This is a genomic window from Flagellimonas olearia (genome assembly GCF_004150225.1).
Lineage (GTDB): Bacteria > Bacteroidota > Bacteroidia > Flavobacteriales > Flavobacteriaceae > Flagellimonas > Flagellimonas olearia.
On record NZ_ML142907.1, the window covers coordinates 467,380 to 487,837 of the forward strand.

Annotated in this window: 17 protein-coding genes; 8 read left to right on the top strand and 9 right to left on the bottom strand. The window is 44.2% G+C overall.

Annotated elements, in window-relative coordinates; genetic code table 11:
* The first annotated feature begins 12 nt into the window (after positions 1–12).
* Entirely contained in the window at positions 13–3,258 is a 3,246-nt protein-coding gene (locus DN53_RS02165; protein ID WP_129652771.1) for a tetratricopeptide repeat protein, read from the top strand.
* Between the two features lie 13 nt (positions 3,259–3,271).
* Here DN53_RS02165 and DN53_RS02170 read toward each other — a convergent pair whose 3' ends face one another.
* The 3 genes from DN53_RS02170 to DN53_RS02180 all read right to left on the bottom strand — a co-directional run bounded on the left by DN53_RS02170 (position 3,272) and on the right by DN53_RS02180 (position 9,363).
* On the bottom strand, positions 3,272–6,721 hold the full coding sequence (locus DN53_RS02170) for a 4Fe-4S binding protein (protein WP_129652772.1): 3,450 nt from the start codon (positions 6,719–6,721) through the stop codon (positions 3,272–3,274).
* Between the two features lie 74 nt (positions 6,722–6,795).
* Positions 6,796–7,347, bottom strand: a complete 552-nt coding sequence (locus DN53_RS02175; RefSeq protein ID WP_129652773.1) for an OsmC family protein — start codon at positions 7,345–7,347, stop codon at positions 6,796–6,798.
* Positions 7,348–7,524: 177 nt separating this feature from the next.
* Positions 7,525–9,363 carry a sigma 54-interacting transcriptional regulator gene (locus DN53_RS02180; RefSeq protein ID WP_165357222.1) on the bottom strand — a complete coding sequence of 613 codons (1,839 nt, stop codon included), beginning with the start codon at positions 9,361–9,363 and terminating at the stop codon, positions 7,525–7,527.
* A gap of 165 nt (positions 9,364–9,528) precedes the next feature.
* On the opposite strand from DN53_RS02180, the gene DN53_RS02185 reads away from it, so the two are divergent.
* Entirely contained in the window at positions 9,529–10,470 is a 942-nt protein-coding gene (locus DN53_RS02185) for a LysR substrate-binding domain-containing protein (protein ID WP_129652775.1), read from the top strand.
* 26 nt (positions 10,471–10,496) lie between these two features.
* Here DN53_RS02185 and DN53_RS18040 read toward each other — a convergent pair whose 3' ends face one another.
* Complete coding sequence (locus DN53_RS18040; RefSeq protein ID WP_116218058.1) at positions 10,497–10,694, bottom strand: hypothetical protein; 198 nt, start codon at positions 10,692–10,694, stop codon at positions 10,497–10,499.
* 121 nt (positions 10,695–10,815) lie between these two features.
* Between DN53_RS18040 and DN53_RS02195 the strand changes: the two genes are divergently transcribed.
* Entirely contained in the window at positions 10,816–12,087 is a 1,272-nt protein-coding gene (locus DN53_RS02195) for a D-alanyl-D-alanine carboxypeptidase (RefSeq protein WP_129652776.1), read from the top strand.
* Here the strand turns inward: DN53_RS02195 and nudK are convergent.
* From nudK to DN53_RS02220, 5 genes are all read right to left on the bottom strand, one after another.
* Positions 12,077–12,664: a GDP-mannose pyrophosphatase NudK gene (gene nudK, locus DN53_RS02200; RefSeq protein ID WP_129652777.1), complete on the bottom strand. Its 588-nt coding sequence runs from the start codon at positions 12,662–12,664 to the stop codon at positions 12,077–12,079. The genes DN53_RS02195 and nudK overlap by 11 nt on opposite strands.
* The gene (locus DN53_RS02205; protein ID WP_129652778.1) at positions 12,661–13,314 is read right to left on the bottom strand and encodes a DUF2461 domain-containing protein; all 654 of its coding nucleotides are present in this window, start codon (positions 13,312–13,314) and stop codon (positions 12,661–12,663) included. Before DN53_RS02205 ends, nudK begins: the two co-directional genes overlap by 4 nt.
* A gap of 208 nt (positions 13,315–13,522) precedes the next feature.
* Positions 13,523–14,323, bottom strand: coding sequence for a TIGR00266 family protein (locus DN53_RS02210; protein ID WP_129652779.1), 801 nt, complete (start codon positions 14,321–14,323; stop codon positions 13,523–13,525).
* 199 nt (positions 14,324–14,522) lie between these two features.
* Entirely contained in the window at positions 14,523–14,969 is a 447-nt protein-coding gene (locus tag DN53_RS02215) for a hypothetical protein (RefSeq protein ID WP_129652780.1), read from the bottom strand.
* A 393-nt stretch (positions 14,970–15,362) separates the two neighbouring features.
* A complete protein-coding gene (locus DN53_RS02220; RefSeq protein WP_129652781.1) occupies positions 15,363–15,818 on the bottom strand; it encodes a DUF4442 domain-containing protein in 456 nt (151 codons plus the stop codon).
* 247 nt (positions 15,819–16,065) lie between these two features.
* Here DN53_RS02220 and DN53_RS02225 point away from each other — a divergent pair, with 247 nt between their 5' ends.
* The 5 genes from DN53_RS02225 to DN53_RS02245 all read left to right on the top strand — a co-directional run bounded on the left by DN53_RS02225 (position 16,066) and on the right by DN53_RS02245 (position 20,434).
* Complete coding sequence (locus DN53_RS02225) at positions 16,066–16,548, top strand: DUF4870 domain-containing protein (RefSeq protein WP_129652782.1); 483 nt, start codon at positions 16,066–16,068, stop codon at positions 16,546–16,548.
* Positions 16,548–17,336, top strand: a complete 789-nt coding sequence (locus DN53_RS02230; RefSeq protein WP_129652783.1) for a nuclear transport factor 2 family protein — start codon at positions 16,548–16,550, stop codon at positions 17,334–17,336. Before DN53_RS02225 ends, DN53_RS02230 begins: the two co-directional genes overlap by 1 nt.
* A gap of 158 nt (positions 17,337–17,494) precedes the next feature.
* Positions 17,495–17,824: a PadR family transcriptional regulator gene (locus DN53_RS02235; protein WP_129652784.1), complete on the top strand. Its 330-nt coding sequence runs from the start codon at positions 17,495–17,497 to the stop codon at positions 17,822–17,824.
* A 9-nt stretch (positions 17,825–17,833) separates the two neighbouring features.
* The gene (locus DN53_RS02240) at positions 17,834–19,576 is read left to right on the top strand and encodes a PspC domain-containing protein (protein WP_129652785.1); all 1,743 of its coding nucleotides are present in this window, start codon (positions 17,834–17,836) and stop codon (positions 19,574–19,576) included.
* Positions 19,577–19,711: 135 nt separating this feature from the next.
* The gene (locus DN53_RS02245) at positions 19,712–20,434 is read left to right on the top strand and encodes a head GIN domain-containing protein (protein ID WP_129652786.1); all 723 of its coding nucleotides are present in this window, start codon (positions 19,712–19,714) and stop codon (positions 20,432–20,434) included.
* Positions 20,435–20,458 lie beyond the last annotated feature (24 nt).

Consider the following 20,458-nt stretch of genomic DNA (forward strand, 5'->3'; position numbering starts at 1 on the left):
GGGAACCCCGATTTGGCAAAAAAGCATATCGATAGCTTGCACACCATCAGTCAAAATGCAAACCTTTCTTGGGGAATTGCCATGGCGGACTATCAATATGCCGTATGGGAAAGACAGATTGGAAACTATAGCAAAGCCCTAGATCATATTGATGCGTATCTGAACTATTCTGGCACCCAAAAAGAACCTTTTGCACTGGCCAACGGCCTATACCAAAAGGCCATTATTCTGGATAATTTGGGAGATTTTGACAAAAGTTTGGGAATCTACTACGACATCCTGAAAATATATGAAGACCATGACGACCAGTTCAGTATTGCCACTACACTGAATGCCATGGGCGAAATCCTGAAAAAAACAGGCAAAATGTCCGAGGCCATGGACCATTACCAAAGAGCCTTGAACATCTTCAGTGCCTTGAACGATAAAACGGAAATGGCCAATTGCCTTTTTAATATTGGGGATACGTTCATGCACCAAGAAGATTATGACCAAGCCTTGGACTACTTCAACCGGGCCTTGGCCCTTGATCAGGAGACCAACAGCGATTGGGGAAAAGCATTTGATTATGAGGCTCTGGGAAAGGTATACGGACGTCAAAAAAGATATGCATTGGCCTTAGAGCATCACAATCAGGCATTGGCCTTGAGGGAAAAATTGGGAATGAGGCTGGAGCTCTCCATGAGTTATACCCAAATAGGGGCCATCAACCTTGAAATGGGAAACGCCAAAGAGGCTGAAAAATCCATCTTAAATGCCATTGCCATAGCCGAAGAAATCGGTGCGCGTTCCCACCTTCAGGAAAACTATGACATCCTTTCCCGTATTTATGAGCGTAAGAAGGAATACAACAAAGCGCTGATATACAAGAATAAGTTTGTGGCCTTGAAGGACAGTTTGTTCAATGAGGCCAAATCCAAACAAATTGAAGAGCTCCAAGTAAAGTTTGATTCCGAAAAAAAACAGGATGCCATTACCACGCTCCAAAAAGACGCAGAGATCAACCAGTTAAAAATCAAACAGCAGAAAACCCTTCGGAACATTATTATAGGGCTTGCCGTGGCCGCACTGTTGTTCCTATGGTTCGCCTTTAAACGTTATAAGCAGGATCAGCGCGTAAAACAGGCCGATGAGGAAAAAAAACGGGCCGTCCAAGAAGAGCGAAATCGTACGGAAATCGAAAGACAGCGGGTGGCCGAGCTTCAAAAAATCGATGCCTTGAAAGATGAATTCCTAGCCAACACCTCCCACGAACTGAGAACGCCCTTGGTGGGCATCATTGGCTTATCGGAATCCCTAAAAGATGGCATAGCGGGGAAACTACCCCAGGCCGCCTTGGAAAATTTGGAGATGATTTCAAATAGTGGAAAGCGGCTTTCCCATTTGGTGAACGACATCCTTGATTTTTCAAAACTCAAGAACCAGGACCTGTCGCTTACCCTACAACCGGTGGATCTTTATGCCATATCCAATATCGTACTACGGTTGTCCCAGCCCCTGCTCATGGACAAAAAACTAAAGCTCATCAATTCCATCCCAAAGGATATCCCCTTGGTAACCGCCGATGAAAACCGGGTACAACAGATCATGCACAATCTCATTGGCAATGCCATAAAGTTTACCGAGAAGGGGTACGTTACCCTTTTTGCGGAGGTGAAGGATACGATGATCTCCATCTCCATATCGGATACGGGAATAGGCATTTCAAAAGATAAGCAGGGTACCATTTTCAATTCGTTTGAACAAGGGGACGGATCCACTCAAAGGACTTATGGCGGTACCGGACTAGGCCTTTCGGTCACAAAACATTTGGTGGAACTGCATGGAGGCACCATTCAGGTTGAATCGGAACAAGGAAAAGGTTCCATTTTCTCTTTTACCTTGCCCGTTAGCAGCATCAAACGGAAAGAACTCAAACAAAAGGGACAAATGGGTCAAGACGTTGTCCAAACCTTGAGCCGGGACCATGAAGATTTGGTACCGCAAAAAATAAAGTCCGAATCTCTGGAGGGAGCCATAAAAATACTGGTGGTGGACGATGAACCCGTAAACCGAAGGGTATTGGAGAACCACCTTACCGTAGCAGGGTATGAAATTGTTGAGGCCAGTTCAGGCAAGGAAGCGCTCAAATTATTGGACGGAGAGATTCCGTTTCAATTGGTGTTGTTAGATATTATGATGCCCGGACTTTCCGGGTACGAGGTTTGTGAGACCATCCGTAAGCAATACACAGCCAGTGATCTGCCCATCATCCTGCTCACGGCCAAAAACACAGTCAATGATTTGGTCATCGGATTCAATTCCGGCGCCAACGACTACCTCACCAAGCCCTTTTCAAAGGGTGAATTGTTGAGCCGGATACGGACCCACATCAACCTGAACACCATCCATAGGGCCACATCCAAGTTTGTCCCCTCCGAATTTGTGCAATCCGTAGGAAAAGAATCAATTACCGATGTTAAATTGGGAGACCATATTGAAAAGAATGTGACGGTCCTTTTTTCCGATATCCGCGATTACACCACCCTTGCCGAAGGCATGACACCCGAACAAAACTTCAAGTTTGTCAACGCTTATGTAGGTCGGATGGGGCCCATCATAAAGGAAAATGAAGGTTTTGTGAACCAATATATGGGGGATGGCATCATGGCCTTATTCCCAAAAACTCCCGAAAATGCCTTGGATGCCGCTGTTGAAATGCAGCGCGCCCTTTCCCTTTACAACAAAAGAAGGGTGGAGGAAAAAGGATACAAACCCCTCTCCATTGGTATAGGACTGCACACCGGACCATTGATTATGGGAATCATTGGGGATTCCAAGCGAAACGATCCCGCCGTGATCGCGGATACCGTGAACAGTGCTGCACGGGTCGAGGGAGTCACCAAACATTTTGGGGCCAACATCATTATCAGCGAGGACAGCATACAGGCCATGGAGGATGCCACAGGGTTCAATTTCAGGTATTTGGGTAAGGTACGGGTAAAGGGCAAGCAAAAGGCCATTGAAATCTATGAATGTATTGATGGGGACAGCATTGAGAGCATTTCACTAAAGCTGGAAACCCTGTCCCACTACACCGAAGGCATCGAAGCCTATTTCAAAGGGGAATTCAACGAAGCATCCACAGCTTTTGAGTGGGTCCTCTACAAAAACCCGGGCGATTCCGTAGCCCACTATTTTAATGACCAAGCCAAAAAATATGCCGTGTTGGGTGCCCCGGAGGGTTGGGCCTCTGGAACCGTGATGCACGAAAAGTAGTGGACAATACCGCCTAATATACCGAACTCAATTCCAGCGTATTCGAAATAGCCAAATGGCTATACCGTTCAAACCGATTATCCACATTTTGCTGGGCTTTTTGAAAGAATCTTGTAGAAGTATCATCCTCCCTATCAAAAAAGGCATCAAACCGTTTTTCCATACGCAAATAGTTCTCCACAGGTAGGTTGGGTCGTTCCGAATCCAATTGTAGCGAAGCAAGACCTTTTTCCACCTTCGAGGGATCATTACGATACAACAACCACTGCCCCGATGCGACCGCAGCTTTGTGGTATTGGGAAGGATGTCTCATATCAATCCCATGGGCAGGGCTATGGCAATATGCGATAATGATGGACGGTCCATCATGACGTTCCACTTCCACAAAAGCCTTCAAGGTTTGTTCTTGATCTGCCCCAATGGCCACGGATGCCACATAAACATCTTCATACTGCATGGCCAAAGCGCCCAAATCTTTTTTTGGTTTCTGTTTTCCTTTGGCAGCAAATCTTGCCGATGCCCCATACGGCGTCGCCTTTGACATTTGTCCGCCCGTATTGGAATACACCTCGTTGTCCAATACCAAAATGTTCACATTCCTTCCCGATGCCAAGACATGATCCAATCCTCCATAACCAATATCGTAGGCCCAACCATCACCTCCAACGATCCATACACTTTTCTTTACCAAGCTATCGGCATTTCTGGACAGTATTCTTGCTTCGGGCAGTTGGACTTTCTTCAGTATGGATTTTAATTGGTCAACACGGTTCCTTTGCCGGTTGATTTCCTGCTCCGTGGTTTGCCTCGCATTTAAAATATCCCGAACCAATCGGTCACCGATAAATCCTGAAAGCTTTTGAAGCAACTTCTGTGCTTCCAATTCCTGTTGGTCCAGGGACAATCTAAATCCCAAACCAAACTCCGCATTGTCCTCAAACAAGGAGTTGGACCAGGCAGGTCCCCTACCCTCTTTGTTTTTGCTCCATGGTGTGGTGGGGAGTGCTCCCCCAAAAATGGAACTTGCCCCGGTGGCATTGGCCACCAACAAACGATCACCAAACAATTGTGACATTACTTTTAAATAGGTGGCCTGCCCGCACCCATCCTCACCCATAGGATACTTGAACAGGGGTTCCTGCAATTGTTGTTGACTTACTTTGGAAACATCAATTTTAGTTCGGTCCATCTCTGGAATGGCATCAAAATAATCCCAATGTTCCTTTTCCTGCTCCAAACGGGATTTGCCATGGGTCATTACAAGAGCTTTGGCAGGACAAGCATCCACACAGTTATGACAACCCGTACACTGATCCGGATTTACCTGAATGGTATAATCCAATAGATTGAGTCCTTCCATTTCGGCCAATATTTCCATAGATTTCCACTGTGAAGGGGCTTCCCCTAAACTTTTGGTGTCATAGGCCTTTATGCGTAGTGCCCCAGATGGACATGCCATGCTGCATGCACCACACTGTATACACTGATCCGGGTTCCAACTGGGGAGTTCTTTGGCCAGTTCCCTATCATTATATATTGAGGTTCCCGTTGGATAGGTTCCATCCACGGGGAGTAGACTCACTGGGGCTTCGTCCCCCTTGCCAGCCAAAAGTCGACCTAAAAGCGTTTGTGCAAAGTCTTCATCCCTATTCAATTCCCGTTCGATATGTTGATCTATGGATGACGTATCCACCCTTTTGATTTCTTCACGCCCTACAGAAAAGATTTGATGGCTGGAAACAGGGTTGTTCATCATCAAATAGCTGGCATGCAAAGCAGAAATGTTTTCGCCACTATTAATTATAGATTCCGATAGTTTTTCACTACTGACCACATAAAGTTTCACCTGCTTCTTTTGAATGGTCTTTTGGGTTTCCTCGGAAAGTGTATTCCACACTTCAGTGGACTGGTCTTCGGATAGCACCATGACCACCCCTTGAAAGGCTACACGCTCCAAGACAGAGTCTTTTTCAAGAAATTGAAGATTTTCACAGGCCACAAAATCCGCATTGGACACCAAAAAAGGTGCTTTTATGGGCGAATTGGAAATCCGAAGGTGGGCCACATTTCGGGAGTTTGATTTTCTATAGTCGCACTCCTCATAGCCTTGTACAAATTTGCCTTCTGTATTTCCCACATACTGCAAAAAATTTTTAAACTGCTCTGAAGTTTTTGGATTTTTGACCGAATAGATCAGGGCCTGGTCACCAAAGGGAATGGCAACCTCCATTTCAGGTTTGGGAAGGCTCAAATGGGTCACATCGTCCGAAATGCCTACCGTAAAATTATTCTTCGGCACTTCTTGCTTTAAATTGGAAATGATGGATTTGACCATAGGGGGTGTAAATTCCTTGGAACCCAACCCATACCTTCCTCCAACAATTTTGGGGAGAAAACCATTTTTATGGTTTTGCACCAAGGCTTGGGTCACATCCAGATACAAAGGCTCCCCTACGGAACCAGGTTCTTTGGTTCTATCCAAAACGGCAATGGCCTTGCACGTGCCCGGTAGGCTTTTGATAAAGTATTCCACACTGAAAGGTCGATACAATAGTACTTTTACCAGTCCTACCTTCTCTCCTTGGGCATTCAGATGACCTATGGTCGTTTCAATGGTCTCGGTACCTGAGGCCATGGCAATGATTACCTGTTCCGCTTGCGGGTGTCCCACATACTCAAAAATGTGGTACTGCCTTCCGGTAAGCTGGGCAAATTCGTTCATTTTTTGCTGCACGGTTTCTGGACAGGCATTATAAAAGGTATTCACCGCTTCCCGACTTTGAAAAAATACATCGGAAGCTTGGGAGGTTCCCCTGATCACGGGGGTATTGGGATTCAATGCCCTGTCTTTGTGGGCCTGTATGGTTTCGATATCCATCATCTGACCAATAACAGTGTCGGACACCTTCTCTATTTTGGAAACTTCATGCGAAGTTCTAAAGCCATCAAAAAAATGTACAAAGGGGATTCTTGATGCTAAAGATGCCGCTTGGGAAATCAGTGCAAAATCCATGGCTTCCTGAACCGAGGCGGAACCCAATAAGGCATATCCGGTATTGCGAACGGCCATAACATCGCTATGGTCGCCAAAAACGGACAAGGCATGTGTTGCCACAGATCTTGTGGCCACATGGATCACATTCGGGCTAAGTTCACCCGCTATTTTGTACATGTTGGGCATCATCAAAAGCAATCCTTGTGATGCCGTAAAGGTGGAGGTCAATGATCCAGTCTGCAAGGCACCGTGCATGGCCCCTGCCACACCTGCTTCGCTTTGCATTTCAAAAACCGAAGGAACATTGCCAAAAATATTTTCGTGTTGGTAAGCGCTCCATTCCTCAACCAGTTCAGACATTTCGGAAGATGGGGTAATGGGATAAATGGGAAATACCTCATTGGCACGATAGGCTACATGGGCTACGGCCTGATTTCCATTTACGATACTGTATTTCTGGTTTTGCATGGGAGCGAGGTAATTTTTGTTCGTTGGATAAAAAAATAAGCCGCCCATTTTTAGGCGGCCTATTTTGCTTCGTCTTACTTTTCAAACTCGATGGTAACCGGAGTTGGGTTGGTTATCATATCGAATACGGGAGAGAATTGTGACAAGGCTCTCAATTGCTCTTCGGAAGCATCGGATTTCACTTTGAACTTTACAGTGATACCATTGTATCCTTTACGCACTTCAGGATCAAGCCCCAAAAATCCGTGAAGGTCCACATCACCATGCAATTTGGATTCAACACCTTCAATGTCTATACCATTGGCGGCAGCGTGATAGGCCATGGCTCCTGTTAGGCAAGAACCCAAAGCGTGCAAAACAATCTCGGCTGGGTTGGGTGCTTGGTCTTTGCCCAAAAGAACCTCAACGTGGTCGGCTTCCATGGTAAAGGAATCCTTTCTTACAGGATGCTCTTGTCCTACTCCATAATAATCTTGGATGCTGGTCACACAATGACCTCCCTCGATCCAGTTGTTTTTGGCCCTGAACTCGAACTTTGCCAATTCTGGGTTTTCTTGTACTGCGTTGATCGTGTCTACTAGTTGATCTACGTTTACTCCGTTCTTAATGTTTGCTGTTGTAATCATGTTTTTAGATTTTTAAGATTAATTGATTAACATTTGCCTTAGAATATGCATTTGCTGTGCCAAAAAATATAAATAATTGATAATCAATTAATTAAAATCAAAAACAGCGAATAGGATACTTACGAAATTTCGTTTATTTACGAGATTTCGTAAGTATATTTACGAGATTTCGTCAATTTAGACCGGTCTGGAGATTCCCAGTGCCTTTATCTTGGAGTTTAGTGTGGTGGGACGCAGGCCCAATAGCGCTGCAGCACCATTTTTCCCCGAAATCTTCCATTGGGATTTCTTGAGGGCGTTCAGAATATTCTGCTTTTCCAGTTGGATCAATTCTTGGGAAGTATAAATATGTTCGTTCTTGATCTTTGGCACCATCTCCTCTGAAGGGTTGGAATTTGGGATGATGTTAGACCAATCTATCCCCCCGTTTTGGGAAACAATAACGGCCCTTTCTATAAGGTTTTGAAGTTCACGAACATTTCCAGGCCATCCGTATTCTAAAAACAATTGCTGCTGTGCCGAGGTCAGGGGTTTGATTTTTCTACCTATTTTCTTGGAGAAGTATCCGATCATGTCATCGGCAATCAAACAAACATCCCTTCCCCTATCCCGCAAAGCGGGAATTTCAATCGGAAATACGTTCAAGCGATAGAACAGGTCTTCCCTAAACTTACCTTCCTTGGACAGTTTCAGCAAATCCCGATGGGTAGCAGCAATGATCCGTACATTTACCTTTATGGTCGTTGAGCTTCCCACGGGGTCAAACTCCCCCTCTTGGATCACCCGCAACAGCTTGGGCTGGAGGTCCAACGGAAGTTCCCCGATCTCATCCAAGAAAATGGTGCCTTTGTCCGCCAATAAGAATCGTCCCTTTCTACTGTTGGTCGCTCCAGTAAAAGCGCCCTTTTCATGTCCAAAAAGCTCGCTTTCTATTAAATTGGCAGGAATGGCCCCACAATTGATACGGATCAAAGGACCATTGCTCCTGGCACTGGCTTCATGAATGGCCCTGGCCACCAATTCCTTTCCTGTACCTGTTTCGCCATGCACCAAAACCGTAGCTTGGGTTTGGGCCACTTGTTGAATGAGCTCCAGCACCTTTTTCATGGAACTGTGTTCCGCAATGATACCGTGGTCATGGGTAAGCTCCTTGATTTCTTCCTGTAAATACTCGGTCTGACTTTCCAGGGAGGTAATCTTATTTTCGGCCATCAACCGATCCTCCATATTCCTAAGAATCAACGTATAAAAGGTGTCGGTATCGTTTCCGTAATGACTCAACGTTCCCTCATTGAGGGTTTCCTTTCCATTGGATCCAATAATCTTTACCATCTTGGGCAAATAGGTGTTTGAGCCTTCGGCCCCGTTCTGGCAGACGGATTCCAACAGCTGGGCCGACTCCTCATCCAAAAAGAAAAGAACGTTCCGCTGGTCCACATCTTCATTTTCCAACAGCTTTTTTGCAGAATCGTTGGCCAAGAATATCCTAAAGTTGGCATCGAACATTAGAATGGCATCCATGGCACCATTGATGAGCCCCGTCATCTTGGAGTTGGTCAATTCCAATTCCTTCTTTGATGAGGCCAGGCGCTCTTGGACCCTATCCAGCTCCCTATGCCTTTTGATGAGAACGGACATGATCCCTTTTGTAAATCCGCTGTTCGAATCCATCAGTTCCTGAAAATGAGTGGTTTCTATTTTTAACAGAAGGGTTTCTTCTTCCGCAGTAACCGATACCGATCGTGGTTTACTGTCAATCAAGGCATACTCCCCGAAGCACTCGCCCTTGTGAAGCTCCCCATAGATATGATCTTTATCATGCACCTTGACATGGCCTTCCAAAATAACATACATGGCCTCCCCTAGCTCTCCCTTTCTTATAATAGTCCTATTGATTGGGTATTGTTCCTCCGCCCCATTTTTGCACAACTGCAACAACGACGCCTTATCCACTTCAGAAAAGAACGGGACTTCCTTTAAAAAATTCACCAAATCCATGAGTCGTGCCGAGGTCATTGTACGCTTACAAGAGGTTATAGATGAAATAAATATAGGGATTTGCCGCATAATACAGGCTTGGTCAAAATCTATTGTTCCATTTTCACGGAAGGAAACATATCTTGGTTTACCATAGATTAAACTGATGGTTTTTTATACTTTTATGCTTCAAATTTATAATTGATGACCATTACCCAACTTCAGTATGTGCTTGCTGTTGCAGAATACAAGAATTTTACCTTAGCCGCCGAAAAAAGTTTTGTTACCCAGCCCACGTTGAGCATGCAGGTACAAAAATTGGAGGATGAACTTGGTGTTTTGATATTTGACCGGAGCAAAAAACCTATTTCCATCACTGCTGTTGGAGAGAAAATTGTAAACCAGGCCAAAAATATTGTTGCCGAAGCCGAGCGCATCAAAGACATTGTGGATCAAGACAAAGGGTTTATTGGTGGGGACTATACTCTGGGTATCATCCCCACGGTAATGCCCACTTTGCTACCCATGTTCCTCAATACGTTCATTAAAAAATATCCCAAAGTCAATCTTATTATAAAAGAGCAGTCTACGGATGCCATGATACGGAATATCTTGGATGGGCATTTGGATGCCGGTATTGCGGCCACCCCATTGGAAATTGAGTTTATCAAGGAACGTCCCCTCTATTACGAGCCGTTTGTAGGCTACGTTCCGCAAAGCCACCGATTGTCCCAAGAACCTATGCTCACCACAGAAGACCTGGATGTGAACGATGTGCTGCTACTACAGGACGGACATTGTTTTAGGGATGGGGTGATCAATCTGTGTAAAGCTTCCAAAAATGTACAGGGAGAAATGTTCAAAATTGAAAGTGGCAGTTTTGAAACCTTGGTGAGTTTGGCGGATGAAGGCATGGGAATGACCCTACTTCCTTATCTGAATTCCTTGCATCTAGACCCTAAAAAACGGCCCAACATACGACCCTTTAAAAATCCATCCCCCGCCCGCGAGATCAGTTTGATCTATCATAAAAGTGAGCTCAAGATACAGATAACCGATGCCCTCAAAGACGTCATTTCGGGTATTGTCCGTGGTGCCATAGCCTTTCAGGATGTAAAAATTGTGAGCCCTTTGGCCCAAAAATAAAAGGGCCGCTAATCAGCGGCCCGTGTTTATGCTTTTAACAATAATAATGTGGGTCGTAGTTCTGGTTTGTCCAAAATATAGAATTGTAACCAGATCTTAAGTTCCTCTATTTCGCTTGGCAGTAGCCTGGAAACAGCTTTCTTCAATTCTTTAGCGAAGAGTTTGGCATCAAAACTCACCTTTTGAAGGATTGTTTTGGTGTAATCTAACATGGCTCTGGGCATTGAATTTTTGATTAAATTGGATTAAATGGTTGCACTACTAATTTAGAAAAAATCTTAATTGTTTGTTTGTGCCCGCAGTTAAAAATTGGATAAATTCGTGTTAAATTCGATAAACTACCTCATGCAAATAACTTTCAAGTATTTGAAATACAGTATTTTAACATCATTATTCTTAGTCATCGGATGTTCTTCCGTAAAGAAAACCCTCAACACGCAGCTACAAAAAGATCCCTTAAAAAATTCATTCCACGGTCTGGTAGTGGTCGATGCCCATTCCCAAAAGACCCTATATGATCAAAACGGTGACCGTTATTTTCTACCTGCCAGCAATACCAAGGTGGTAACCTTCTATACAGGGGTGAAAATGCTTCCCAAAAACATCCCTACCCTAAAATATGCGGTGTCCAACGATACCCTTTTTATTGAAGGAACGGGAGATCCATCATGGTTACACCCGCACTTAAAGGACAGCACGGCCATTCAATGGCTAAAAAAACAAGGCACCATTGCACTCTACCTCAACAATATCGAAGAAGATAGATATGGTCCCGGTTGGGCATGGGAAGATTACGACACTTACTTTTCCCCCGAAAGAGGAAGCCTACCCTTGTATGCCAATGTGGTGACCTTGTCTGCAGTGGATAGTCTGCAAGTGTCCCCGTCTTATTTTGCCGAGAGTGTGAGCCTGCAAAAAAAACCGAAAAGCAGGGTGGAGTTTTCCAATCAATTTTTCATAGACCCCAAGGAGCAGGACACTTTGGAAGTTCCTTACATCACGGACAAGAACATTACCAAAGCATTGTTGGAAACGGTACTGGAAAAGGAGATTGTCCTAGTGGACCATTTTCCGGATACGCCCAAGCAAACCCTTTATGGCATGGAAACCGATTCCATTTATAAACAGATGCTGTACAAGAGTGATAATTTCTTGGCAGAACAACTGCTGATTGCGGCCTCCTCCACTATTTCAGATACTTTGGGAACCAAAAGAGCCATGGATTATATGCTGGAGCACGATTATAGCGACCTAAGTCAAAAACCCCGATGGGTGGATGGTTCCGGGTTGTCCCGATACAATCTTTTTACCCCGAGGTCCTTTGTGGAGATTCTCCAAAAACTCCATAACGAGATGCCGGAAGAGCGATTGTTCGGAATTTTTCCCATGTGGGGTCCGTCCAGTACCGTAAAGGAGTGGGAAGATCCCACCACCGAACCTTTTTTGTTTGCCAAATCCGGCTCTTTTGGCAATAACTACAATCTAAGTGGTTATGTGAAGACCAAATCGGGGAAGTTGCTCATCTTCAGTTTTATGAACAACCATTTTAGAATCCCGTCTTCCGAAGTGCGAAAAACCATGTACGAAACCCTCAAAGAGCTCTATCTTACCTATTAAAAAGGTTATTGATTTGGGCATATTGAAGTAGCATAATGGTTTTGGCATCCTTGATTTCGCCTGTTTGCATCATCCGTAGGGCTTCATTGAAATCCATTTCCAAAACTTCGATGTTCTCCGTTTCATCCTCGGCTCCACCGCCCTCGCCTACTTTCATGGCATCTTCATACTGTCCAATAAAAAAGTACAGTATTTCGGTAACGGAACCTGGGGACATATAGGCCTCGAACACCTTTTTTACCTTATCTATCTTATACCCGGTCTCTTCCTCCACTTCCATTTTAATGGTCTCCTCGGCATTGCCCTTCTCCAAAAGCCCGGCACAGGCCTCGACCATCATCCCATCCTCATTTCCATTCAAGTAAGTGGGCATTCGAAACTGTCGGGTAAGTACCACGGTTCCTTTTTGGGTATTGTACAGCAGGATGACCGCACCATTGCCTCGGTCATAGGCTTCGCGGATTTGGGTCTCCCATTCCCCATCTTCCCGTTGGTACTCAAAAGTGACCTTATTCAAGGTATACCAGTTATTGGAGAGCAATTTTTTTGTGATGTTTCTTACGTTCCCATGTTTCATACTGATGCAGCTTTGTTCAAATATTGGCGGAAAGGGAGCATTTCCTTATACACCTCCACAATTTTTTCCTTGAATCCTTTTTGAAAGACCTCTTCCCTTTTCAGCTCATGGACCACCGCAAAGGTCTTGTTCCGTAATAAATGAATGTGCGGATGATCGTTGGAAAACCCTTTTGGGGCATTGGTCAGTTTCTCATCTTCGTACAGACCGCCAAACAATTTTCTGAAAGAAGGTTTATTCAATAGGGCCTGCAGTTCCTCCCCATTGTAATCTATCCCGTCACGAATACTGCGCAGGGTCTTGGGGTCAGGTCGCCAAAATCCTCCGGCCAGCATGCAGTGCTTTAATCCAATTTCGATATAAAAATCAGCAGAATGGGGTGCCTTGTCCAAACCCGCACCAAAATGGTCCTTGTACACCGGCTTGTTGGGATGGAACATGAGGTTATTATTGATTCGGTTGATGCCTTTTTTTCCAGGAATGGGATAATAATCCGAATGCAATTGTGCCACGGTCAAATCCAAGTCATCCAACCACCCGATAAAATCGCTGCGGAGGGATTTGTACCATTTCCGGTTGGCATCCATCCATTCCTTATTGTTGTTTTGTTGAAGTTCTTCCAGAAATTGGAACAGGTCTGTAAAGTTCATAGTACGAACATAGGAAAAATACCTCTAAACCTTCTTGGGAAATCAGACTTCAGACATCAGACATCAGACATCAGACATCAGACATATATAAAACAAAAGATTTCTCGACTGCGCTCGAAATGACCTATTATGCCAATTCCCAACATGGATAGTACATACACCATTCCCTAACTCCTAACTCCTAACTCCTAACTCCTAACTCCTAAAATTAAAACCTATTGTCCCCGTCCAACAAATCGCCCAAGCCACCCAGAAGACTACCTTCCCCTTTATCCTTTCCACCTCCTTTGGGAGCAGCGGCCCATACCCTACTGGCCAATCGGCTAAACGGCAAAGATTGGATATACACGGTACCGGGTCCCCGCAATGTGGCAAAGAACAATCCTTCACCGCCAAAAACGGTATTCTTGATTCCGCCCACGAACTCAATATTATAATCCACGGTTTGTGAAAAACCCACAATACATCCAGTATCCACTTTCAAGACCTCGCCCGGACCCAACACCTTTTTGGCCATGGTTCCCCCGGCATGCACAAAGGCCATTCCGTCACCTTCCAGTTTTTGCATGATAAAGCCTTCTCCTCCAAAAAATCCGCGGCCCAAGCGCCTGGAAAACTCTATTCCTACCGAAACTCCTTTGGCGGCGCATAGAAACGCATCTTTTTGGCAGATGAACTTACCTCCTTTTTCCGAAAGGTCTATGGGAATGATCTTACCCGGATAGGGCGAAGCAAAGCTTACCAGCTTTTTGCCCTGACCTATATTAAGGAAGGCGGTCATAAAAAGACTCTCACCCGTGAGCAAACGCTTGCCTGCGGAGAACAGTTTCCCCAAAACCCCGGAATCTTGGTTGGAACCATCACCAAAAATGGTGTCCATTTGAATATCGGAATCCATCATCATAAAACTGCCGGCCTCGGCCACAACAGCTTCTTGGGGGTCGAGTTCAATCTCTACATATTGCATTTCTTCCCCATAAATGTGATAGTCTATTTCGTGTGCGTTCATGTTTGTTTAACTTATTGTATTAAATATATAGTTGCCATCTTATAACCTGTTAGTAGGCATCCTTGGAGTATTGTTACATGTAAAGGCCAAAATTCAGTACCCTTTGAGGAACCCTTCTCATTACATATACCTCAGACCTTCCATTTATAAAAGACTAAATACTGTCTGGTTATCCTACATTTAATATACCAAATGAGCCTTATCCTTGACTTTGGTGGGTTTTCTCAATCAAGGTTCCCATAAGAAAATGGAACTCATCCAACTTCATGAATTTTGACACAATTGGGATGGGTTCCTCCAAGTACGTCAAGTGTATATTAACACACAAAACGGAATCAGATGCATCAATACCAAAGTCTTTAATATCACTATAATTGATTTCAATCCCGAAAAGAGAAAAATTGTGCTCTCTAAAAATAATCTTGTCATCCTTCAACCGGTAAAACTGCAAAAACGAATATATCAGGTACACGGACCACCCAATAATACCCAGAACTGCCATTAGGCATACCTGGTTGATCCATGCCTCTTTTATGGTCAACACTCCCAATCTATAGATGACAAAAGCACCATATAATTGACCTATCCCTAAAAACAGCAAGGCATATAATGGTCTAATTTTTATTATTTTCAACGGTTCTGCCATAATCATTCACTATCTTCCAACTCCTTTTTAAAGAATTCCATGGTTAGCCTTTTTGTTTTGTTACTCGTTTTCATTTGGGGATATAAGTTGACAAAAATCCTACTTAATTCAAAGGATTTGATAAGATTCGCGGAAGAATTTGACAAGCTCTCCAAGAAATACAAATTTTCGGATACGCAAAAATCGGAGCATTATCGGATAGAAGCAAAACACTATAGGATGTTCAATAAAAAAACAACTAGGTCCAGTTTAATTTGGTTTTTTGTTGAAATAGGGAGCATCGTGTTGATTTATTTAGTTTTTGTAAAAAAATATTTTTCATCCAACCTATTCTAGTTCTGCTCCTCAAACCTATGATCAAAAATTAATTATTTTTTTGGTGCAGGAAATCTATCAGTTTTTCACCTTCACCGTCCACTCAAAGTGAAAAGTGGATACTTCCACTCCATCGGCATTCACACCTACGGATTTCATCCAACAGGTCTGCCCCTCGCCTGTGGCTATTGTTTTTTGGATGGCGTCGGCAATCAAATGACCATCCTCGCAGGTAAAAGTGATACGTCCCGTGGCCTTTTTGGTAAAGGTGGCCTTGTTGTTGGCCACGAGCATGGAAATCTTCTTACCACTTTTTTGGATTTCATTCATAACCAAAGCCCCGGTACTCAGCTCAGCGGCCATGCCTTGAACCGCCCAAAACATGGATTTAAACGGATTCTGGTTGATCCACCGATGCTTTACAGCAGTTAACGCCTTCTGCTCATCTATATACGTTAAACGAATTCCCGTCCACCATGCAGAGGGGAGCTTAAAGAAGGTAAAAGTATTGATTTTACTGGGTGTCAGTGCCATACCATTAATTTAGGAAGTCTAAAAATAGTCAAATTTGAATTGATTCCAACTTGTTAAAAAAATGTTAATTTATAGTACTTTGTTTTGCATAGTACTGTCTTTTGGATATATATTTGCATCGTAAGCTAATAGGTGATGCTTGTCATCAACCTGAACTTGATTCAGGTTCTCATCAAAATAGAGGCCAGCTTTCATAAAGATTCTGAACTAAATTCAGAATGACAATTTGTAAATCATCAATCAAAAAATGGCTACAACATTAACCAAACACGAACGAAATCTATCCGCGATCATACACGCGTCCACCTTTTCAAAGTACTTTATTCCCTTTGGGAACTTTATACTTCCCTTGATCTTGTGGACGGCCAATAAGAAAGAGCATCAATTTGTGGATCACAACGGTAAGCAGGCGCTCAACTTTCAAATGAGCATGCTCCTCTACTCCATTGTGGCCGGCTTGATCAGCATTCCCTTTTTTTTCGGTGCTATGCCCGACCTGTTCAACTGGGATCTTTTCGGCATCCATAGATTAAGCGACCTCAACAACCTGAATATCCATATAGACAGTGACAACTTTAGGCTTGGACGGTTGTTTTGGCCTGCAGGTATCAGTGGTATTATCCAAGTGGGATTGGCTTTGGTAAACGTTGTGTATTCCATCTTGGCCACCATCAGAACCAATGAAGGGGAATATTTCAAATATCCCTTCACCATAAAATTCATCAAGTAATGCAAAAGGCAAGATACATATTGGGAATGGGCATCATGGTCCTATCGCTTAGTCTTCAAGGGCAGGTCGCCAAGGACACTGAGTTGTACAAGACCTTGAAATCCAAGGACAGTATTTTGTTCGATGCTGCCTTCAATCAATGTGATGTGACCACCTTGGAATCCTTGTTCACCGAAGATTTTGAGTTCTACCATGACAGAGGCGGTTTTACCGATGGCAGGAAGGCATTCTTGAAATCTGTCCGGGAGAATTGTGCGAAGCAGAATCCGGCCGAGCCCCAAAGTTCCAAACGGATCTTGGTGGACGGAAGTCTGGAAGTATATCCGCTCTACAAGGGCGGGGAACTTTATGGGGCTATTCAGCATGGGGTACATACCTTTGAGTTTTTAAACGACAGAAAAGAATATCAAAAAGGGGATATCGCCAAGTTTACCCATGTTTGGCTGTTGAAAGATGGACAATGGCAGGTAAGAAGGGAATTGAGCTATGACCATCATGCCCAGACAGTATCCAAGGAGGCAATCGTCCTTTCGGAGGGTACCCTGAACAGCTATGTGGGGGATTATGAATCGCCTCAAGCGGGGAAGGTGACCATAACCAAGGATTCCGATCACTTGCTATTGCAATCAAACGGATTTGAAGCGAACCTTTACCCGGAGGCCGAAAACATTTTTTTCTTGAAGGAACGGGGCACCAAGTTCAAATTTATCTGGAGCAATGGCCATGAGGTTTCAAAAATGATCATCTTGGAAAACAATACCATTGTGGACGAAGCAAACAAAATCTAAATACAAAAGGGAGTTTAATCATCAATCAAAAAACGGACAATTCATCAATCAATCATCAATCAATCATCAATCAAAAAACCGTTTCCACTCCCCTGCTCATCACAGGGGACTGGAGTGGAAACAAAAGCGAACAGTTAATAAAATAGAACCATGAAGTTATGAACATAGAAAACACAAAAGCACAGATGCGCAAGGGGGTTCTGGAATACTGTATCCTGTCCATCCTAAAGGATGACGACAAGTATGCATCGGAAATTCTGGAGGCCTTGAAAGACGCCAAGATGCTAGTAGTGGAAGGGACCATTTACCCTTTGTTGACGAGGTTAAAAAATGCGGGGTTGCTCAACTATCGTTGGGAAGAATCCACATCGGGACCTCCACGGAAATATTACGCCCTCACCGAAACGGGCCGTTTGTTCCTCAAAGAACTCAACGGTACTTGGGATGAACTAAGAAACGCAGTGAATTTGGTAACCAACACTAAATAACAATCTAAAATGAACAAGACAGTAAATATAAATTTGGCCAATACGCTCTTCCACATAGACGATGACGCGTATAACAAGCTAAGACGCTATCTCGAGTCTATAAAACGGTCGTTTGCCGGAACTCCCGGAAGCGATGAGATCATAGCCGACATTGAAGCACGGATTGCCGAACTCTTTCTCGAGAAAATGGAGAACGAACGACAGGTCATCACCCACAAACAAGTGGATGAGGTGATCAACGTCATGGGTCAGCCCGAAGACTATATGGTGGACGAGGATATTTTTGAGGATGAACCCAAAAAGGCCTACGAACGCACCACTACTGCCCGTTCCAAGAAATTGTACCGGGATATCGACCAGAAATACATCGGTGGAGTCTGCGCGGGTCTGGAGCACTACCTGGGGTTTGATGCCTTATGGATCCGTTTGATCTTTATCCTTTTGGCCGTATTCACCGGTTTCGGGTTAATTGCCTATATCCTATTATGGATCTTGGTACCCGAAGCTGCCACCACCTCGCAAAAATTGGACATGCGGGGAGAGCCTATCAACATCAGCAATATAGAACGCAAGGTCAAAGAGGGGTTTGGTGATGTTGCCGACAAGGTAAAGAACGTTGACTACGAGAAAGTGGGCAACAAGGTCAAAAGCGGCTCCAAGACCTTTTTCGACACCTTAGGGGATATCATCATGTTCCTGTTCAAAATTTTTGGCAAGTTCATTGGTATTATGTTGATCATCATAGGCGCATCTACCTTGATCGGATTGTTTGTGGCCCTATTTACCGTAGGCATGTTCAACGCGGTAAACTTTCCCGGAGTGGATTTCTACGAAATCGTGAACACCACCGGAGCCCCGGTTTGGGCTGTTTCCCTGCTATTGTTCTTTGCCATTGGCATTCCATTCTTCTTTATCCTTTATTTGGGACTGAAGATTTTGGTAAACAACCTAAAATCCATCGGGAACATTGCCAAGTTTTCCCTTTTGGGACTGTGGTTGCTTTCCATAGGCTCCCTATTTGCCTTGGGAGTTCGCCAAGCTGCTGAATTCGCCAATGTAGGTAGTGTACACGAAGACTATGAAGTGGTGATGGAAAATCCTGCCGACACGTTGTTCATCAGCATGAAGGACACGGGCTATCAATACGGTATGGATGATGTTCATTTTGGACGCATGACCTTTACCTATGATAAGGACGACAATAGAATCCTGATTTCTGACGAAGTGGATATCAGAATCCGTCAGTCCGATGATGAAGAAGTAAAAATCAATGTGCGTAAGGATTCCCAAGGAAGCTCGGTACGGGCAGCCAGGGACCGGGCCAAGAACATCAACTACAATTATGAGGTTAATGGAAATCAAATCCTGTTGGATGAACATTTGACCACCGATGTTTCCAACAAGGCCAGGAACCAAGAGGTCACGGTGACCATTTATGTGCCCGAAGGAAAAACCTTGATTCTTAAAGAATCCACCCATGGGCATATTGGCCGTGGCATAGAAAATGACAAGGATTATTACCGCAGTAGTATGGTGGGATATACCTGGGTCATGGGAAGCGATGGGGAACTCAAGTGCCAGGATTGTCCCGAAGAGGAAGAAGAAAACCCCGACGAGAGAGAAGAGGGCGGAAAGATCATCATCGATGAAAATGGGGTAAACATTGACATCAAGGACCATAACGATTCCTTTGAAATGAAAATTGGCGAAGGCGGTATTAAAGTTAAGGCCGGTGACAAAAACAACAATTGAGAAAGCATTTTCTACAGTTGGGTAAGCTTTACTGTATTAAATAGAAAACAAAAACGAGTTTTACACCTAAATAATAAGTAACAATCATCAATCAAATCACGAACAGTCCCTGAACTGGGGCAAAAAACAACAACCATGACAACACTAGCAAGATTAGCAATCGCAGTACTCTTTTCCTTATTTGCTTCTTCCTGTATGATGGACATCAACTTTGGAAGCGGTAAAAAAGGAAATGGCCAAGTGGTGGAAGAAACCCGAAATGTCTCTGAAGACTTTACCATGATCTCCGCTTCGGAGGGTCTGGATGTTTATGTTACCCAAGACCGGGACTTTAAGATCTCTGTGGAAGCGGATGAGAACATTATAGACTTGATCGCCACCGATGTAAGGGATGGAAGGCTTAAGATCCATACGACCGAGAACATTGGCAGGGCCACTAAAAAAATCTATGTTTCCCTTCCAGAGATCACTGCTTTGGAAAGTTCCAGTGGGGCAGACCTCATTGTTCAAAATGTCATTGAGGCCCAAAAAATCGAACTGGATGCCAGTAGCGGGTCCGACCTACAGGTTGAACTTGTGGCCGATGAGATTTCAGCAGAAGCCAGTAGCGGTGCCGATATCAAGATTTCCGGAAAGGCCAATATGCTCTACGCCGATGCCAGTAGCGGGTCCGACATCAAAGCAAGTGAATTGACCACCAAAACATGTAATGCCGATGCCAGTAGCGGTGCCGATATTTCTGTGAACGTAACCGAGTCATTGATTGCCGATGCCAGCAGTGGAGCGGACATCTCCTATACCGGTGAGGCCAGTGTGCAAAAGAAAAAATCCGTATCAGGGAGCATTCATAAGTATTGAAGGGACCAAACCATCCAAAATCTT

Excerpts from the sequence above, each read along its gene's own strand:
- DN53_RS02170 (WP_129652772.1), bottom strand. The coding sequence starts at position 6,721 with ATGCAAAACCAGAAATACAGTATCGTAAATGGAAATCAGGCCGTAGCC.
- DN53_RS02175 (WP_129652773.1), bottom strand. The coding sequence starts at position 7,347 with ATGATTACAACAGCAAACATTAAGAACGGAGTAAACGTAGATCAACTA.
- DN53_RS02180 (WP_165357222.1), bottom strand. The coding sequence starts at position 9,363 with ATGACCTCGGCACGACTCATGGATTTGGTGAATTTTTTAAAGGAAGTC.
- DN53_RS02185 (WP_129652775.1), top strand. The coding sequence starts at position 9,529 with ATGACCATTACCCAACTTCAGTATGTGCTTGCTGTTGCAGAATACAAG.
- DN53_RS18040 (WP_116218058.1), bottom strand. The coding sequence starts at position 10,694 with ATGCCCAGAGCCATGTTAGATTACACCAAAACAATCCTTCAAAAGGTG.
- DN53_RS02195 (WP_129652776.1), top strand. The coding sequence starts at position 10,816 with ATGCAAATAACTTTCAAGTATTTGAAATACAGTATTTTAACATCATTA.
- nudK (WP_129652777.1), bottom strand. The coding sequence starts at position 12,664 with ATGAAACATGGGAACGTAAGAAACATCACAAAAAAATTGCTCTCCAAT.
- DN53_RS02205 (WP_129652778.1), bottom strand. The coding sequence starts at position 13,314 with ATGAACTTTACAGACCTGTTCCAATTTCTGGAAGAACTTCAACAAAAC.
- DN53_RS02210 (WP_129652779.1), bottom strand. The coding sequence starts at position 14,323 with ATGAACGCACACGAAATAGACTATCACATTTATGGGGAAGAAATGCAA.
- DN53_RS02215 (WP_129652780.1), bottom strand. The coding sequence starts at position 14,969 with ATGGCAGAACCGTTGAAAATAATAAAAATTAGACCATTATATGCCTTG.
- DN53_RS02220 (WP_129652781.1), bottom strand. The coding sequence starts at position 15,818 with ATGGCACTGACACCCAGTAAAATCAATACTTTTACCTTCTTTAAGCTC.
- DN53_RS02225 (WP_129652782.1), top strand. The coding sequence starts at position 16,066 with ATGGCTACAACATTAACCAAACACGAACGAAATCTATCCGCGATCATA.
- DN53_RS02230 (WP_129652783.1), top strand. The coding sequence starts at position 16,548 with ATGCAAAAGGCAAGATACATATTGGGAATGGGCATCATGGTCCTATCG.
- DN53_RS02235 (WP_129652784.1), top strand. The coding sequence starts at position 17,495 with ATGAACATAGAAAACACAAAAGCACAGATGCGCAAGGGGGTTCTGGAA.
- DN53_RS02240 (WP_129652785.1), top strand. The coding sequence starts at position 17,834 with ATGAACAAGACAGTAAATATAAATTTGGCCAATACGCTCTTCCACATA.
- DN53_RS02245 (WP_129652786.1), top strand. The coding sequence starts at position 19,712 with ATGACAACACTAGCAAGATTAGCAATCGCAGTACTCTTTTCCTTATTT.